Here is a 17,840-nt window from a genome sequence, read left to right on the forward strand (position 1 = left end):
AACCCCTACTTATTTCGCTTCTTTATCCACATGCTCTTGAAGCTGGACAATATCTTCTAAAACCCAAAACAAATTCTTCCACTCAATAAACTTATTTTCTTCTAAAGCACTTTGAAAATTATCCAAATTCCATGCGAGAAAATGATTTGCATTCAAAATTTTACCCAAAAATCGCACTTCATAATGCAATTTTTCACCACCACTATTCCCACTCTTTCCGCTATAGCCGATGAGTTGCCCCTTTTGAATAAAGGTCTTATAACGCACAATCACATGGTCTAAATGGGCATAAATAGAGCTAAAACCAAAGGCATGTTCTAAACGCACCAAATTCCCATAACCCACATTAGAATTTGTTTTGACAAAATCCACGATTCCATCAGCTGTAGCATAGACAGGCGTATTAGATTCAACGATAAAATCAAGCCCTGATTCAATGCCTTTAACCTTTTTGATAGGATGATTTCTTTCTTTAGTAGAGTTAATCGCACTATAGGTATTAAGGGGCTTTCCATTAGGAATGAGCATGAGAGCTAAATTTTTTTGAGCTAGACTAAGATTTTCTAAATCCACTTTGTCATAGAGATGCACCCCCCCATTAGCCCCTTTTTTGACTTCAATCAATGATTCTAGACCACGAATTTTCTGTCCTACAATAAAGATTTCTTCTCGTTTGTTTTTAATCTCTGTTTTTAGAGCATGGTTTTTTTGATACAACGCCCTAAAATCCCTTAAAACGGCGTTTCTTTCTGTAGTCATAACATCTATTCTAGCGATTAAAAACCTTAAAAAAACCACGCCAAGGGTAACGATTAGCAAGAATGCTAAAATCAAAAGCACCAAATTACGCTTTAAGTTCTTAGAAAAATTAAGTTGCTTTGAGCCTTGCTCATCAATGATAGTAATCATCAATTTATTTTGTAGCACACTTCCCCCTTGTTGCTTCTAAGCTTTGATAAAAAGAATTTACTACAAGAAATGAGCCATAAACTAAGTAATTTTGGCTTGTCTCTAAATGGCTTGACTCATACAAATCATATTCTAATTCAAGGCTTTTTAAAATTTCTTTGAGAGCTTCTAATTCTATGACCCTTTCTTCAAATAACTCCAAAATTAAAACTTTTTTAATGAAAGGCTTTAAAATCTCTAATACCTTAAAAGCATCCTTATCCTTGTAGCAATTATAAATCAAAGTGATTTTTGACTTAAAAACACGCTTGATTTCTTCTTTTAAGGCTTTCGCACTATGGGGGTTATGCCCCACATCAATTAAAATATTAGGTCTTAGAAGCTGAGAGCGCCCCATTAAATCTAAGGGCTTTAAATGTTGCAAAATGTCTTGCTTGTCTAAGTTATATTGCATTAAAATTTCAAACGCCTTTAAAGCCACTTCTAAATTAAACGCTAAAAAATCTGCCAAATGATAGCGTTCAATATAAAATTTTACTTCTTTTGAAATCTCATTTTTAACCCAAATGAGTTGTGCTTGTTTGTTATTAGCTATTTTTTGAGCCACATTTAAAACAAGCTTAAGTTGCGGGGCAATAACATTAAAATTGCTCATAGCGTTGAGTTTGGTAGTTGCAATACTCTCTAAACTATCCCCTAAAAATTCCTTATGGTCGTAATCAATGGGCGTAAAAATACTCAAAGTTTTTTCTAAAACATTTGTGCTATCAAACTCCCCCCCAAGCCCTGCTTCTAAAATCAAATAATCACAATCTTTAGCCAACATTATGGCGAGCAAGGTAGCGTATTCAAAATACGAGCAAGCATTACTAAAAGCATGTTGTTGTAATTTTTGATGAGCGTTTTCTAATGTGTTGCCATCAATGATAGTGCCATTCAAATAAAAGCGTTCTCTAAATTCAAAAATATGGGGCGATGTGAAATGTAGCACCTTAAAATGTTGTTGCAATAATAAAAGAGTGAGAAATCTCCCTGTGCTACCCTTGCCATTAGTGCCTACAATATGAACTACTTTTGCTTTAGTCTCAAAAAAAGCGTTTTTAAATGCTTTGTAAATTTGAATGAAACGCTTGGGGTCAAACTCTTGATATTCTTTGCCTTTTATTTTTAAAAAATCTTCTAAGCACCTATTTATTATGGTTAAACTTCCCCTCATAAGCGATTTGAACCACAAATTTTGTCAAAGTCTGCTCCACAGCCTGATTGATAGCATAATAGCGGTTATTGTAGGTGTTAAGGGGGTCTTGCAAATTCACCGCATAGTTATAATATCCGCTGTCTTGAAAAGTCTTTTTTGTGCCTTTTTTATTGTCGTAAGTGTAGCTTACAGACACGGTTGCACGATAAAAGGTTGTAAAGCCTTCTTTATTTTGCGTGATACTTGTATCTGTTACATTAGTAATTTCTATCGTAATGATAGAATCTGCATCTTTTTCACTTGCTAGGCGGTTTTGAAAGCGTTGCACCACCAAGCGATTCATCAAGTCTTTAAATTCCACAGAGTTTTCAGGGTTAGGCAAATTGACAATGAGTTTCACATACACGCTATCTCCCAAAGCATTTTGAGCGTAAGTAGCGATGGGCTTGTATCCACATCCGATAAAAAATAAAATCAAAACAATAATTCTAAAAATCATACCAAAACAAAATTGACTAACTTCTTAGGCACATAAATTTCTTTTTTAATGCTGGCTTTATTGAGATATTTAGCCAACTCAATTTTAGCTTGCTCTATAATTTCTTCTTTATTTGCATTAACGCTGACTTTCAATTCTGCACGCCTTTTGCCATTGATAGTTAATGCTAAAGTTATCGTATCTTCTATTAAGGCGCTCTCATCTATCTCAATGGGCTTAAAATTCTCTCGCTTAAAAAGTCGCTCGCTTAATTCCCAAGCCATATGCGGAATCATAGGTTCTAAAACTTGCAATAATACAAAATACCCTTCGCTTAAAACTTGCTCATTAGTTTGTGCGTTTAGGGCATTTAAAGCCTCCATGCAACTTGCAATCAAAGTATTAAACGCATAAGTGCTTTCTTCTTTATTAAACAATTCATGCGATTTTTTCAAGGCTTCATAGACCTTTTTACGAGCTAGTTTTTCATTCTCATTCAAGCTAATTTCTTTAAACTCAGGCTTAGAAGTTGTAGGCGTGATAGCACTTGCTTTATCAAACAAACGCTTGATAAAGCGGTATGACCCTTCTAGTGCGTTATCATTCCATTCTAACTCTTTAGCCGGAGGAGCCGCAAAAAGAATAAAAAGTCTAGCCGCATCGGCACCATATTTTTTAAGGATTTCTTTAGGGCTAACTACATTACCCTTAGACTTACTCATCTTAGCCCCATCTTTTAACACCATGCCTTGCGTAACAAGCTGTTTAAAAGGCTCATTAAAATCTACATAACCTAAATCTCTTAGAGCCTTAGTAAAAAAGCGAGCGTATAGTAAGTGCAAAATCGCATGCTCAATGCCACCGATATAGGTATCCACTTGCATAAAATACTTCAAATAGTCCTTATCAAACGCCTGATTTTCACGCTTATCTTTTGGGGTTGTATAGCGTAAAAAATACCAGCTAGACTGAATGAAAGTATCCATGGTATCTGTTTCTCTTAGAGCGTCTTTTTGACACTTTGGACATTGTGTAAACTTCCAAGTAGCATGTTTTTCTAAAGGATTACCCTCGCCATCAATAACAATATCTTCAGGTAAAGTTACAGGCAAACGAGTTTCAGGCACAATCCCACAACTCTTGCAATGAATCATAGGAATAGGTGCTCCCCAATATCTTTGGCGACTCACTCCCCAATCTTGTAAGCGATAGTTTGTAACTCTTTTTCCTAGATTTTCTTTTTCAAAATAAGCCATAATCTCTTCTCTAGCCACCGAACTAGAAAGATTACTCCATTCCCCACTATCTTTTAAAATTTCTTCTTGAGTGTGTGGTAAATTTTGAGAGCTTTCAGTGATAACTTTAATAGGAATGTTATAGCAATTAGCAAACTCAAAATCTCTTTCATCGCATGCTGGCACGCCCATTAACGCTCCAGAGCCATAATTGGCTAGAGCAAAATTAGCCACCCAAACAGGAATTTTCTCGCTTGTTAAAGGATGGATTGCATAAATGCCTAAAAACGCCCCTTTTTTCTCTAAAGCTCTTTCTCTTTGACTCGTATTTAAAATCGCTTTTATGGTCTTTAAAGTTTCTTCATCAACTTGTTTAATGGCATGCTCTACTAAGGGGTGTTCTGGAGCTATAGCTATATAAGTAACTCCATAAATAGTGTCTGCTCTTGTAGTAAAGACTTCAATTTCTTTAATTTTGTTACAAGCCTTCAAACTTTCATCAGCGATTTTAAAGCTAAATTGCAACCCGCTAGATTTTCCTATCCAATTTTTTTGCATAAGCAAGACTTGAGCGGGCCAATGATTTTCTAAACTCTCTAAATCTTTTAACAACTCATCTGCATAATGCGTGATTTTCAAGTAATATTGATTGAGTTCTTTTTGAATAACTTCCGTATCACAACGCCAGCACTTCCCATCTACTACTTGCTCGTTGGCTAAAACAGTTTTATCATTAGGACACCAATTAAGCATGGCTTTCTTGCGATAAATGAGTCCTTTTTCCCATAAATCAATGAAAAATTGTTGCTCAAATTTGGTGTAATCAGAATCTGAAGTGGCTAACTCCCTACTTTTAGCAAAAGAAAACCCTAGAGCCTCAAACTCTTTTTGCATGTTCTCAATATTTTGATAAGTCCAAGTTTTAGGATGAATGCCATGCTTAATAGCGGCATTTTCAGCAGGCATTCCAAAAGAATCAAACCCCATAGGGTGTAACACATTGTAGTTATGCAAACGATAATACCGTGCTAAAGCATCGCCAATGGTGTAATTACGCACATGCCCCATGTGGATTTCTCCACTAGGATAAGGCAACATGCTTAAAATGTATTTTTTAGGAAGATTAAAATCGTCCTTAGGTTCAAAGCTCTCATTTTGTTGCCAAAAATCTTGCCATTTCTTTTCTATACTTGCAAAATCCATGATTATCCTTTAGTCTGTTTCGCTTGTTACAACGCTTTCTATCAATAAAAATACCACACAAAAAGCATTACTAATCAAAGCTCCAATCATAAACATGTAAGATAAAGTTAAATTATTTAAAATCTGTAAAAAAACAAATGCCGGTATCAGATGCAACACGGTCGCTAAAGAACTAGCTAATAGCTCTGAAGCAAAGCGTTTACATATTCCAATCTTTAGCGTGATAGAAATAAGATTTAAGGCTAACGCACCAAATAACACGACAATATTTGGCTCATACAAAAACCCTGCAATGGTTGTCAAACTTACAAGACTAAAGAATACATGAATAACCCGACCCCAATCCATAGAAACTCCTTAAACTTGACCGCCTTCATACAAGCGACGCATTTTTTCTTTCTCTTGAGCTTTTTTGATTTTTCTAGCTTCATTGTCATAGTATTTTTCCATATCAAAGCCCAATAATACCGCAACTTTAGGGGCAATAAACATAGAACTATAAGTCCCTACAATCGTGCCTACTAGCATAGGTAATGAGAAGCCAATGATAATCTTGCTCCCAAACACACACAAAATCAACACCACAAAAAACACGGTTAAAGAAGTTAGAAGTGTGCGAGTGAGTGTGCTAGAAATGGCTTCATCAATGGCTTGAGAGACATGCTTAGATTTTTTAGCTAACATCTCTTCTCTAATCCTATCAAAGATAATAATCGTATCATTAATGGAATACCCAATTAAAGTGAGTAGGGCAGCAATCACTTCTAAATTCATATCAATTTTAAATAGTATCACCGAACTAGCCACAATAATAACATCATGCAACAACGCTACAACACTAGCAAGTGCAAAACGCCATTCATAGCGAAAACTCACATAAACCATAATCGCTATCAAAGCTAAAATCAGCGATAGGATTCCCTTTTCTTTTAGCTCACTTCCCACCCTAGGACCCACGGTGTCAAATTTACGGATTTCAAAATCACCACTAGGCTTTAGAATATTAGCCACTATAATGTTTAAGTCTTCGTTTTCAGCTGTTTCTATAAAAGGAAATTTGATTAAAATCTCTTCTTTAGAACCAAATTCACTCACTTGAACGCCCTTGAAACGAGCTTCTTTTTCAAAAAGCTCACGCACTTCTTTAATAGGGGCATTTTGAGCATAACGCACCTGCACCACGCTCCCCCCAGCAAAATCAATCCCTAAAGAAAACCCCTTAAAAAACAAAAGCCCTAATGCCATAAGCACTAAAATAGCCGAAAGAATAACCCCATAATTAGAATAACGCATAAAGCTTAAGACTCTAGCTTGCTTAAATAGTTCCATTAAAATCTCCTAAGCTCTCTTATTCTTTATTCCAAACCAAAAGCAAAGGCTCTTAGTTTGAGAAAGTTTGGGTAAAAGGGCTTGATAAATCCCTTGCGTGCCTACAATGGCAGTGATAATAGATGCCAAAATCCCAATGCCTGTTGTAAGAGCAAAGCCCTTAATTGCTCCTGTACCATAAGCATATAGTAACACCGAAGCGATTAAGGAAGTGATATTAGAATCAAAAATCGCCCTGCTAGCATTAATGTATCCTAAATGAATAGCCTTAGCTATGCTTTCATTTTCTCTTAAAACTTCCCTGATACGCTCATTAATAATGATATTCGCATCTACGGCAATTCCTACGGTTAAAACAATTCCTGCCATTCCGGGTAAAGTCAAGGTTGCTCCAAAAATAGCCATTACAGCTACAATCAAAAAAAGATTAACCACTAACGCTATACAAGCAATCACGCCCGCCATTGAATAATATAACACCATAAAGCCCATAACTAAAATAAAGCCCCCAATTAGAGCGATAATAGAAGTTCTAATGCTGTCTTTTCCTAAACTCGGGCCTACGATTCTTTTCTCTAAAACTTGAATGGGTGCACTCATAGCCCCACTTCTTAAAGCAATCGCTAAATCGCTTGCTTGAGCTACGCTAAAGCTCCCACTAATCTGTCCGCTCCCCCCACCAATGCGTTCTCTAATAACAGGAGCTGAATAGACTTTATTATCCAAAACAATTGCCATGCGTTTGCCTACATTAGCACCTGAAAAATCCCCAAAAATCTTAGCCCCTTGTGCATCTAAGGTAAAGCTCACAACCGGCTGGTTATTTTGGTCATAAACCACTTTAGCATCAGTAAGCATTTCGCCATCTAAAATAGGAATGGCTTTTAATAAAATTTTACCCCCCATTTCTACATCAGGTAATAATACAGCCCCTAATTTTTGAGCTTCTAAATCTGTCATATTCATTGCATCTTTATTATGCTCTTCATCTACTGCCATCATCTGTAAATGGGCTGATTTAGAAATCAATTCTCTAGCACGCTGTTCTTCTTCTAAAGTCTTAATACCGGGTAATTGCACAGAAATTTCTTCTTTGCCTTGCTGGATTACCGTAGGCTCTGCCAAACCAAATTGGTCTAAGCGGTTACGAATAATCCCTATTACCTGTAAAATAGTACTTTTACGCAATTCTTCTTGCTCTAAAAAAGTGAGCCTAACTTGGTAAAACTCAGCTTCTTTTTTGATTTCAAATTTGCTATTACCTTGTAACTCTAATAAAAGCTTGTCTATTTTCGTAGCGTCATCTTCATCTAAAAGCTCAAAACTAATCCCTTCCAAACCAGATTTTACGCCTTTAAGCAAAACATTTTGTTTTTTGGCGTTGTATTCTAAAGCGGACGCTAAACTTAGATACTTGTTTTTTAGGGCAATATCCGTTTGAACCCCCAAAAGCATGTTTAAGCCCCCCCTTAAATCTAGGCCTAAAGTGATTTCTGGCCCCTTAATGTGCAACAAAGAGGGCAAGGAAAACCCTACCCCAAAAAGAAGTGCGAGAATAAAAACGATTAAGCGAGTATTAAAAAGTTTCATTTAGTTGTTATTTGTCATTCCTTCATCTAATTTATATGCCACATGGTGCTTAGAGAGTTTTACAATAGTATCATCATTGAGCTTTACGCTAAAAAAATTTGCTTCAGCTTTAAGCACCTCAACTATCAATCCGCCTTGGGTTACAATCTTATCGCCCTTAATCAGACTCTCTACCATTTCTTTATGCTTTTTTTGTTGCTGGCGTTGTGGACGAATAATCAAAAAATAAAAAATAAAAAATAGTGCTACCAAGGGTAAAATAGAAGTTAGAATTTCTTTCATTTGTCCCATTCAATTTCCTTTAAAAAGATGTTTAATCTTACATTATAGCATTTTTATGGGTCACAAGATTTCATCACTTCTTTAAAGCGGCTCTTTTGTCTAATAAAAACAAATATAAAGCCCCAAAAATCCCAGAAATCAACGAACCTAGCAAAATCGCAATTTTTGCCACTTCCATAGCATCTTTATGCTCGCTTGTAAAAGCTAAGTTAGAGATAAACATAGACATCGTAAAGCCGATTCCAGCTAATAGTCCAGCCCCTAAAATATGCCACCAGCTTATACCTTTAGGGCGTGCGGTGATTTTAAGCTTCTCGCCTATAAAAGTGATGAGAAAAATCCCTAAAGGCTTACCCAAACAAAGCCCTAAAATGACCCCTAAAAGCACTTTATCCACTTCTAAATTCGTGCTAGAGCTAATACTTACCCCAGCATTTGCAAACGCAAATAAGGGCATGATAAAATAGCCACTGATAGGGGCTAGAAAATGCTCTAATCTTTCTAGTGGGCTTTGCAAGGCACTTGTCTTCTTTTCAATAGAATGTAAAATTTGTTGTTGCTCTTTGGTTAAAAGCACTTCAACACTTGTTTGAGCGTAGTGTTTGCTTAATTCTAAAAGTTCTTTGCTCTCAGAATTTTTAGGCATTTTAACCGGTATCATAAAGGCTAGAATAACCGCCGCAATCGTCGCATGAATGCCACTTTCATGCACGCAAAACCATAGCACTACTCCTAAAAGCAAGTAAGGTAGAAGCAAACGCACATTCAAACGATTCAATAATGCCAAGCCTAGAATTACCCCTAACGCCCCTAAAAGCCATGCGAGTTTTAAATTAGTCGTATAAAATACCGCAATCACTATAATCGCCCCTAAGTCATCAGCCACCGCTAGAGTGATTAAAAAAACCTTTAAAGCCACTGGCACTCTCTTACCTAAGAGCATAACTACCCCTAAAGCAAACGCAATATCTGTCGCCATAGGAATCCCAAAACCATGCTGAGAAGGGGTGTTAGTATTGAGAACAAAATAAATTAATCCAGGAACTACCATACCCCCAATAGCCGCAATCACAGGAAAAGAAGCCTTTTTAAAATCCGATAACTCCCCAAACAATAACTCTCTTTTAATCTCTAGACCTATCATCAAAAAGAATAACGCCATTAAGACATCATCAATCCAGTGGTGCAAACTAAAACCAATGAAAAAATCCCCTATTTGAAACCCAAAAGGCACATGCCATAAGGCAAAATAACTCTCTTTTAAAAACGAATTTGCCACAATCATAGCTAAAACGGCGTTTAAAAAGAGAAAAATCCCCCCAAAAGACTCGCTTGTGATAAAATTTTTCAACATCACACTGAGCGTATTTTCTGTTTTTATATTCATTCAATAACCTTATTCATAAAATTAAACCCATAGTTTTTCAAGCAATGCTTTATGAGCATAGACAATACCGGCTTTCACGCTAGAAGTCGGTGCTTGAGATTGTAAAAACTCGGCGTAATTACGCACTTGCTTAGTGTGGCTTTGCTGATAATTTTGAGAGCTTTTATAATCCAAGACACACAGGTTTTGTCGCTTGTCCCAAAGCAAAACATCTATTCTATAAACAATTCCTTGATGTAAGAAGCTGACTTCACCCTTCAGCTCATTACCCCTAAAAAGACTTTGAATTTCAGTATCATCTTCAAAGAGCTTCAAGCTCTCTTCTAAAGCCTGATAATCCAAACCATAAAACCCATAATGGTAATCTAAATATTCTAAAACACTTTTTTTAGGAATATTATAAGCATATTGACATTCTAAGCCTTTGTGTAAGGCGACTCCAAAATTAATCGCTTCTTGGTTATCGTTCTTTTCGTAATTTTCATCTTGTTCTTCTTCTATTTCTTGAACCTGTTTGCCATAAGCGTGGGGCTTAATCAAAATGCTCGTTGCTAAAGGTTCTTTTTGAGAAGGAGTAACTGATTTGATTTTACCTTCTTCTAAAGGCACAAGCTCTAGTTTTTTACACATATCTTTTCCATTTTTAGCCACCACAATGAGTCCAAGCCTTGCCCTGGTGAATGCCACATAATACACATTCATCTCTTCGCAACTCTGGCGTCTTTTCTCTTCTTCTAACGCCCTTTTGTAGGCTTCATCTACTAACTCACGATTTTTCATTCTGTAATAAAGGCGTTTGAGTTCTGTATGGTCATATTCTTCAAGCAATTTATCTTGGCGTGTGTGAGCCTTATTCAAACGCTCACACAAAATCACATAAGGAAATTCCATGCCCTTAGATTTATGAATGGTCATAATCTGTGTCCCCTGAGCGCTTAAAGATGCGATTTGTTGGTTCTCTAATTTTTTTAAAAACTCACTAGCATCTTTACAATCAATGGCTAATTCTAAGCAACTCTGTGCTGGCTCTTCATAAAGCTCAAATTGCTCCACTACACGCCACACAAAGCTTGCTACACTCTCTTTTTGTGGTTCAAAACTAGGTAAAGCTATCACATCATCATGCAAGTATCCAGCGAGCTTTAAAACACTATGCTTATAAAAGGGCTTATAAGGCTCTTTTGCCAAGGCGTATTCTAAGGCATTCTTAATAATCTTAGATTCTACAAATTGAGATAAGCTCGCACTAGATTCAGTGCTTGGGTAAATTTCGCTTAAACGCTCTTGTAAGTAATGCTTGATTTCTAAGGCGTTGTCATTAGTAGCGCACAAAATCGTAATATCTTTAGGCTCAACTTGATGGACTAAGAGATTTTTAACTTCTTGTAAAACTTGCTCTAACACTAACTCACTCTCATCAGCGACCAAGGACACTTTCACATACCCACTTGTAGCGTTCCTTGCAGCATTCCATGTAACATTTTGGGGGCATTTTTGCGGAATATAAGTAGTGGGAAAATTTTGATAAGCTTTTTCAAAAATTTGATTCACATAGGCTATGACTAGGGGCGAACTACGATAATTAAACTCCAAATTATCTTGGTAAAAGCCTTTAGAGACTTCTTCAAACAGCGAACTAAAACTCCCCCTAAAGCCATAAATACTCTGTTTCACATCACCTACAAAAAACACGCTTCTGTGCCATTTAGCTTGGCCTACTCCGGCTTTGATTTCTTCAATAAAAGGGGCTAAAATCTCATAATCACTCAAACTCGTATCTTGAAATTCATCAATCAATATGTGTGCAATTTTGCTGTCTAATCTAAAGTAAAAAAACTCCGCTGGCATCACTTGGTGGTGTTTAAGCAACTCATAAACCTTGTCCTTAATCGCACTAAAATCTAGGGCTTGGATTTTACAAGTGGCGTTGTCATACCATTGAATGAATTGAGGAAACGCTTCAAATAATTCGTATTCTCTAGCTTCATAATAGCGTTTTAATTCTTCTTCAATCCTTTCACATTCTGTGTCTAAAGTAGGGATTTTATCTCTAAATTTTTTAAAAAATCTATATTCGCTCTTATCTTTAAGCCAGGTTAAAGTGCTGTTTAAAAACCCCTTAAAACTCTCGCATTTAATGGCCTTTTTAGCACTATCTGATGCAATTTCTATACTTTGAATTTTAGCCTTTAAGGCTCTTAGCATGCCCAAAAAACGCTCTTCATCAAAAATAGGCTTTTGCTTGCTTAAGGCGAATAAAAATTGCTTGTTTTTCAAAGAGCGAACAAGCTCTAAAACTTGCTCGTTTTTATAGCTCTCATAACTCAAACATTGAGCGATAAAAACGCTCAATTCTTTGAGTTGCTTGCTATCTAAAACACTCAAAAAACACTCATTAAGCCATTTTTGATACAACTCTGTGTCTTCATTAACTTCAAAATTCGCACTCAAACCCACAAACCAGCAAAATTTCCTTAAAATGCTTTGAAAAAACGCATCAATCGTGCTGATTTTAACTTCTGCATTCAAAAAGCGTTGGTACACCTTTTTGGCATTATCTAGCACAAAACTAGGATTTAAGTCATATTTTTTTTCTAATTCTTTTAGGACATCTTCACTCTTAGGACTTTCCTTTTGTAAGTCTAGCAAATACCCTAAAATCCGCTCTTTCATTTCGGCTGTGGCTTTTTTAGTGAAAGTGAGCGTTAAAATCTCGCTAGGATTAGCCCCCTTAAACAGCAAGGCTAAAAAACGCACGCTCAAAGCAAAAGTCTTCCCACTCCCCGCTGAAGCTTTTAAAGCCATGCATTGTCTGTTTGTATCCATTTGCAACTTATCCCAAAAATCTAATTTTGCCTTGCTTATTATACCTAAAAGACATTTTTGCTTAAGCTAAAAAACCTTAATCTTTTGCTACAATTATAGGGTTTTGTCGCTAATCAACTAAGAAGCGATAAAAGAAAAAGCGTCAAATTCACACATGCTAATCCTTAACTTTAGGTGTTCTCTACGATAGAGAATTAAACGAGCATGGAGGATAGAACCAAAAACACTTTAAGGAGAACATTCATGGTAACCATGAAAGATTTATTAGAATGTGGTGTGCATTTTGGACACCAAACAAGGCGTTGGAATCCTAAAACCAAAAAATTCATTTTTGGGGTTAGAAAAAATATTCATATTATTGATTTGCAAAAGACTTTGCGTTATTTTAGATACACTTATAACATCGTGCGTGATGCCACCGCACAAGGTAAGAGCATCATGTTTGTAGGCACTAAAAAACAAGCGAATGAAACCTTAAAAGAATTTGCCCAAGAGATTCAAGTCCCTTATGTAAACTACCGCTGGCTTGGTGGAATGCTTACAAACTTCAGCACCATTAGAAAATCCGTAAGAAAATTAGAAATCATTGAAGAAATGGAAAATAGCGGTCAAATTGACTTGTTGACTAAAAAAGAAAAACTAATGATTCTAAGAAAAAAAGAAAAATTAGACAAGTATCTTGGTGGTGTGCGTCATATGAAAAAAATCCCTGATATGATTTTTATCATTGATGTGGCTAAAGAAAAAATTGCTGTAGCAGAGGCTAGAAAACTTCATATCCCTATCGTGGCTCCGCTAGATACAAATTGCGACCCTGATTTAGTGGATTACCCCATTCCTGGAAATGATGATGCGATTCGCTCCATTAGATTATTCTGCAAAGAAATGAGCGAAGCGATTTTAGAAGGGCGAGAACTCATGCAAGAAGAAATCGCTCATTCTGATGAAAATAGCGAAGAAATAGAGTTTGTAACTAACGAAGAAAAAGAAGAAGTGATTGCAGAAATCAAAGAAGAAGTAGCACAAGGAGCAGAATAATGGCAGAGATTAACGCACAATTAGTCAAGCAACTAAGAGACTTAACTGATGCTGGCATGATGGATTGTAAGAAAGCTCTTGTAGAAGTGGGCGGGGACTTACAAAAAGCGATTGATTTCTTGCGTGAAAAAGGCTTGAGCAAAGCCGCTAAGAAAGTCGATAGAATCGCCGCTGAGGGCGTAGTCGCTTTAGAAGTAGCGAGCGATTTTAAAAGTGCGGTTATGGTAGAAATCAATAGCGAAACAGATTTTGTAGCTAAAAATGAGGGCTTTAAGGAATTAGTGAAAAAGACTTTAGAGACTATCAAAACCCACAATACCCACACTACAGAAGAGCTACTAAAAAGCTCGTTAGACAACAAGCCTTTTGAAGAATATTTACATTCTCAAATCGCAGTGATTGGCGAAAACATCTTAGTGAGAAAAATCGCTAATTTTAAAGCCCCTAGCTCTCATATCATCAATGGTTATGCGCATTCTAACGCCAGAGTGGGTGTGTTAATCACCATGAAATACAATGATGAGAACAACGCTAAAAAAGTTGCTGAACTAGCAAGAAATATCGCTATGCATGCCGCAGCGATGAAACCCCAAGTATTAGATTGCAAAGACTTTAGCCTTGATTTTGTCAAAAAAGAAACTCTAGCTTTAATTGCTGAAATTGAAAAAGAAAACGAAGAGGCTAAACGCTTAGGCAAACCTTTAAAAAACATTCCTACTTTTGGTAGTAGCATTGAATTAAGCAATGAAGTTCTAGCTAATCAAAAGAAAGCCTTTGAAAACGAATTAAAAGAGCAAGGCAAGCCTGAGCAAATCTGGGATAAAATCGTTCCGGGAAAAATGGAAAGATTTATCGCTGATAACACACTCATTGACCAGCGCCTAACCCTTTTAGGACAATTCTATGTAATGGATGATAAAAAGACTATCGCTCAAGTGGTCGCTGACTATTCAAAAGAATTAAACGATTCTTTAGAAATCACTGAATATGTGCGTTTTGAGCTAGGCGAAGGCATTGAGAAAAAAGTAGAAAATTTCGCTGAAGAAGTTGCTTTGCAAATGAAATAAATTTTTAAGCGCATTTTGTGCTTAAAAACCCTATAATATTTTTGATACCAAATACACTAGGACTACATGCCCTACAGATTAGAAAAAGACTTCCAAGACTTAATCGCTAACAACAGCAATATTCAAAAAGATATTTGTTCTATTTTAGAAGTAGAATATAAAGATTTTACTTTTAAAAACAAGCCATCAATTATTGTCTTTTAATAGTTTTGCTGTTATTATAAACAATCAATTTAGGGGTTAATGATGAATACAGCAAAACAAAATTTTATTGATAAACTTAAAGATTTTGCAACAGAACTAACTGATTATGTTACAACTCAATTAGGAGATTGGAATATTAAAGGATTTATTGATACAGATAGAAATATTTATACGATTTCATCAGATACTAAAATTATTTCAAAAATTCTTGAAATCCAACTTTTTCCAAAATTTAAAATATTTGCTAATAAAAATGGGTATGAAATTATTCTTGCTGAAAAACAAAATGGGTATCCCGACCTGTCTTTTGTATGTAAGAAAAATCCAAAAATAAAGTTTGCTGTAGATATAAAAACAACCTATCGCTTAGATGATTGTCTAGGTTTTTGTAATGGTTTTACATTGGGTTCGCATGGTGAATATTTTAGAAATCGCACTAGCACAAAAAATATTCAATTCCCTTATTCGCATTATCTAGGTCATATTTGTTTAGGTATTTTATATACACGAGCTACTTCTAGTGATATAGATGAAACAAAAATTTTACAATTAGATAAATTAGATAGCATTACTTCTGTTATTAAAGATTTTATATTCTTTGCCGAAGAAAAATGGAAAATCGCTAGTGATAAAGGTGGAAGTGGTAATACAAGCTAATATTGGTAGCATTCAATATATTGATGATATTTTGCAAGGAAATGGCGTATTTAAAAATCTTGGAGAACAAATTTTTGATGAATATTGGATTAATCAAGGTGTATTAACAATACCTGATCTAAAAAATCAAGGTAGCTTTAAAAAACTGACAAAGTTAGCCGAGTTTCTTGAATTTAAAGGAATTGATATTCAAAAAATTAATCCTATGAAAAATAAGAGCAAATCTTAATGACAAAAATATTTGTTCCACCTATAAAATCGCAAGGTATTAAAACAAAATTGGTAGATTGGATTAAGGAAAGTTCAAAAAAAGTTAAATTTGAGCGTTGGGTTGAGCCGTTTATGGGGACAGGCGTTGTAGCCTTTAATATTCAACCCCAAAAAGCCTTATTGTGCGATAATAATCCGCATTTAATTTGTTTTTATAAAGCTATTCAAGATGAAAAAATCACTCCAAAAATTGTGAGAGATTTTCTTAATAAAGAAGGTTTGAAATTATTGCAGAGCAATGGAGAATATTATTATGAAGTGAGAGAACGATTTAATAAAAACCACAACTCTCTTGATTTTTTATTCTTAAATCGTGCATGTTTTAATGGTATGATACGCTTTAATCAAAAAGGAAAATTTAATGTTCCATTTTGTAAAAATCCTCAGCGCTTTGCTCAAAGTTTGGTTACTAAAATTGTTAATCAAGTGGAAAATATAGCAAAAATTATTAAAAGCAATCATTATGAATTTAAGTGTCAAGATTTTCAAGAAACACTTTTAGAAACAAATCAAGACGATTTAATTTATGCTGACCCCCCTTATATTGGAAGAAATACGGATTATTTTGATTGCTGGAATGAAGAAAACGAAGTTATACTGCAACAAATATTATCAAAATCTAAACACAAGTTCATTCTTTCTACATGGTTTAGCAATAAATACCGCAAAAATCATTATATTTTTTCTATTTGGAAAAATTATCACATAATAACTAAAGAACATTTTTATTATGTTGGAGCAAAAGAAAACAATCGTAATATCATTTATGAAGCACTTTTGTCAAATGTGAATATATCGTATTAATAACATAATAATATTAAAAATAAAACTTAAATTAGATTTTAAAGTTTTACCTACAAATTTTAAGAAACCTTTTTTAATTAGAGATGCTTTTAATCTGATTGACTATTCTAACTTAGATGATACAGACAATTTTCCCATGCAACACAATGAAAAGACCATTGAACGCTTTAAATTCATACAAGAAGGTAAAAATATAAAAGATTGTATAGAGAATCTACCCAAGCATTTACAAATTTCTCAATTTTATTCTAGGGGTAACACCATGCGTTTAAAAATGGACTCTCTTGCCCCAACCTTAGTCCCAGGGCATAGTAATTTTCCTATCCACCCAACAGAACACAGGAGTATTACCATTAGAGAAGCAGCCACCATTACAGGCTTTCCCACCCATTATAAATTTTTTGGCTCACACACCAAGCGTTGCGAACAAGTAGGCAACGCTGTGCCTATTGCCTTATCAAGTGCTATTGCTAAGGAAGTTAAAAGGTTTTTAGATAGTTTAAGATAAAAAACTATGTAGCACGAACAAGCCCCTTGCAAATTCAGTCATTTTAAAACCATGTTTTCTGTTAGTCTTTTCCCCTATATGGCATTAGCTTTGTGTTTAGTGGGCTATATTCTTTATAAAATTTTTATCAAATAGATATTGTAGTTTCTTAAAAACTTTTGGCTTTGATTGGCCGTCTTTTTTACAAAGTCTTTCAAATATTTTGCTCTAAACTTTAGCCTTAAACAACGCCACGCACCCTACTATTTCTATTTTTACTTCTTTAAAATAGTGTTCTAAAACACGCTTTAAGCTTTCTTTGTCATCGTTGAGATTAGAGAAAATGCCTTTTTGATTGTAAATTTTCATAAGCTTTGAGCCTAGCTTGTTATGATTAAAATTTAAAATCGTGCTACCAAATACAACCGCCCCCTTATTCAATAAGGGTCGTAGGTATTCAAAGCACTTGCCTTTTTGCTCCAAATTCCCAGGTAAGCAATGCAATAAATAATTCACACTCATAGAAAGAAAAGGCTCACAATCAAGTTTAATAGGCTTTAAAACATCTACTTGATAAGCCTTAGCTTTTAGGGGTAAAAGGCGATTTTGTGTCATTTCTAGGCTATTAGGGTTTAAGTCTAGTAATGCAATTTTTTCTAAAGGGCATTTTTTGAGATAATAGCCTGTCCCTACGCCAACATCAGCGTGATTAGAACTGACATTTTGCAAAAACAAATTTTCTATCCTTTTAGTTTCACAACGCCAAAAAAAGCGGTTAGATATGCCTAAAACCCATAAATCATAGATTTTTAACACCCATGGATTATAAATAGCTTGCCCTTGATGAGTATCCACGAAAAGTCCTTATTCAATATT

The 17,840-nt window shown here is 35.2% G+C and carries 17 protein-coding genes and 1 pseudogene; 7 read left to right on the top strand and 11 right to left on the bottom strand.

Features of this window, described 5'->3' with window-relative positions; translation table 11 throughout:
• Nucleotides 1–9 precede the first annotated feature (9 nt).
• From HCD_RS03920 to HCD_RS03965, 10 genes are all read right to left on the bottom strand, one after another.
• The gene (locus tag HCD_RS03920; RefSeq protein WP_014659294.1) at nt 10–927 is read right to left on the bottom strand and encodes a M23 family metallopeptidase; all 918 of its coding nucleotides are present in this window, start codon (nt 925–927) and stop codon (nt 10–12) included.
• A complete protein-coding gene (locus tag HCD_RS03925) occupies nt 914–2,125 on the bottom strand; it encodes a Mur ligase family protein (protein WP_014659295.1) in 1,212 nt (403 codons plus the stop codon). The genes HCD_RS03920 and HCD_RS03925 overlap by 14 nt, the downstream gene beginning before the upstream one ends.
• Nucleotides 2,097–2,606 (bottom strand): LPS assembly lipoprotein LptE, encoded by a 510-nt coding sequence (lptE, locus tag HCD_RS03930; RefSeq protein WP_014659296.1) that lies wholly within the window; start codon nt 2,604–2,606, stop codon nt 2,097–2,099. The genes HCD_RS03925 and lptE overlap by 29 nt, the downstream gene beginning before the upstream one ends.
• Nucleotides 2,603–5,023 carry a leucine--tRNA ligase gene (leuS, locus tag HCD_RS03935; protein ID WP_014659297.1) on the bottom strand — a complete coding sequence of 807 codons (2,421 nt, stop codon included), beginning with the start codon at nt 5,021–5,023 and terminating at the stop codon, nt 2,603–2,605. Before leuS ends, lptE begins: the two co-directional genes overlap by 4 nt.
• A gap of 9 nt (nt 5,024–5,032) precedes the next feature.
• The gene (locus HCD_RS03940) at nt 5,033–5,371 is read right to left on the bottom strand and encodes a DUF6394 family protein (RefSeq protein WP_014659298.1); all 339 of its coding nucleotides are present in this window, start codon (nt 5,369–5,371) and stop codon (nt 5,033–5,035) included.
• A gap of 9 nt (nt 5,372–5,380) precedes the next feature.
• A complete protein-coding gene (secF, locus tag HCD_RS03945) occupies nt 5,381–6,352 on the bottom strand; it encodes a protein translocase subunit SecF (protein ID WP_014659299.1) in 972 nt (323 codons plus the stop codon).
• A 9-nt stretch (nt 6,353–6,361) separates the two neighbouring features.
• Nucleotides 6,362–7,942: a protein translocase subunit SecD gene (secD, locus tag HCD_RS03950; protein ID WP_014659300.1), complete on the bottom strand. Its 1,581-nt coding sequence runs from the start codon at nt 7,940–7,942 to the stop codon at nt 6,362–6,364.
• Entirely contained in the window at nt 7,943–8,233 is a 291-nt protein-coding gene (gene yajC, locus HCD_RS03955; protein WP_014659301.1) for a preprotein translocase subunit YajC, read from the bottom strand. It abuts the gene before it with no gap.
• A gap of 64 nt (nt 8,234–8,297) precedes the next feature.
• Nucleotides 8,298–9,611 carry a sodium/proton antiporter NhaA gene (nhaA, locus tag HCD_RS03960; protein ID WP_014659302.1) on the bottom strand — a complete coding sequence of 438 codons (1,314 nt, stop codon included), beginning with the start codon at nt 9,609–9,611 and terminating at the stop codon, nt 8,298–8,300.
• Nucleotides 9,612–9,632: 21 nt separating this feature from the next.
• Nucleotides 9,633–12,437: a RecB-like helicase gene (locus tag HCD_RS03965; RefSeq protein WP_014659303.1), complete on the bottom strand. Its 2,805-nt coding sequence runs from the start codon at nt 12,435–12,437 to the stop codon at nt 9,633–9,635.
• Nucleotides 12,438–12,680: 243 nt separating this feature from the next.
• On the opposite strand from HCD_RS03965, the gene rpsB reads away from it, so the two are divergent.
• From rpsB to HCD_RS03990, 7 genes and pseudogenes are all read left to right on the top strand, one after another.
• Nucleotides 12,681–13,475, top strand: coding sequence for a 30S ribosomal protein S2 (gene rpsB, locus HCD_RS03970; protein ID WP_014659304.1), 795 nt, complete (start codon nt 12,681–12,683; stop codon nt 13,473–13,475).
• Complete coding sequence (tsf, locus tag HCD_RS03975) at nt 13,475–14,542, top strand: translation elongation factor Ts (RefSeq protein ID WP_014659305.1); 1,068 nt, start codon at nt 13,475–13,477, stop codon at nt 14,540–14,542. Before rpsB ends, tsf begins: the two co-directional genes overlap by 1 nt.
• A 66-nt stretch (nt 14,543–14,608) precedes the next feature.
• The gene (locus HCD_RS09420) at nt 14,609–14,746 is read left to right on the top strand and encodes a hypothetical protein (RefSeq protein ID WP_014659306.1); all 138 of its coding nucleotides are present in this window, start codon (nt 14,609–14,611) and stop codon (nt 14,744–14,746) included.
• A gap of 42 nt (nt 14,747–14,788) precedes the next feature.
• The gene (locus tag HCD_RS03980) at nt 14,789–15,403 is read left to right on the top strand and encodes a type II restriction endonuclease (protein ID WP_081482779.1); all 615 of its coding nucleotides are present in this window, start codon (nt 14,789–14,791) and stop codon (nt 15,401–15,403) included.
• Nucleotides 15,372–15,632: a type II restriction endonuclease gene (locus HCD_RS09685; RefSeq protein WP_158308556.1), complete on the top strand. Its 261-nt coding sequence runs from the start codon at nt 15,372–15,374 to the stop codon at nt 15,630–15,632. Before HCD_RS03980 ends, HCD_RS09685 begins: the two co-directional genes overlap by 32 nt.
• On the top strand, nt 15,632–16,477 hold the full coding sequence (locus HCD_RS03985; protein WP_014659307.1) for a DNA adenine methylase: 846 nt from the start codon (nt 15,632–15,634) through the stop codon (nt 16,475–16,477). The genes HCD_RS09685 and HCD_RS03985 overlap by 1 nt, the downstream gene beginning before the upstream one ends.
• Before the next feature lie 16 nt (nt 16,478–16,493).
• Nucleotides 16,494–16,985: pseudogene (locus tag HCD_RS03990) on the top strand (DNA cytosine methyltransferase); the annotation flags it as partial.
• 207 nt (nt 16,986–17,192) lie between these two features.
• On the opposite strand, the gene HCD_RS03995 reads toward HCD_RS03990, so the two are convergent.
• On the bottom strand, nt 17,193–17,819 hold the full coding sequence (locus HCD_RS03995; RefSeq protein ID WP_014659309.1) for a hypothetical protein: 627 nt from the start codon (nt 17,817–17,819) through the stop codon (nt 17,193–17,195).
• Between the last annotated feature and the right edge of the window lie 21 nt (nt 17,820–17,840).

The organism is Helicobacter cetorum MIT 99-5656 (assembly GCF_000259275.1).
GTDB lineage: Bacteria > Campylobacterota > Campylobacteria > Campylobacterales > Helicobacteraceae > Helicobacter > Helicobacter cetorum.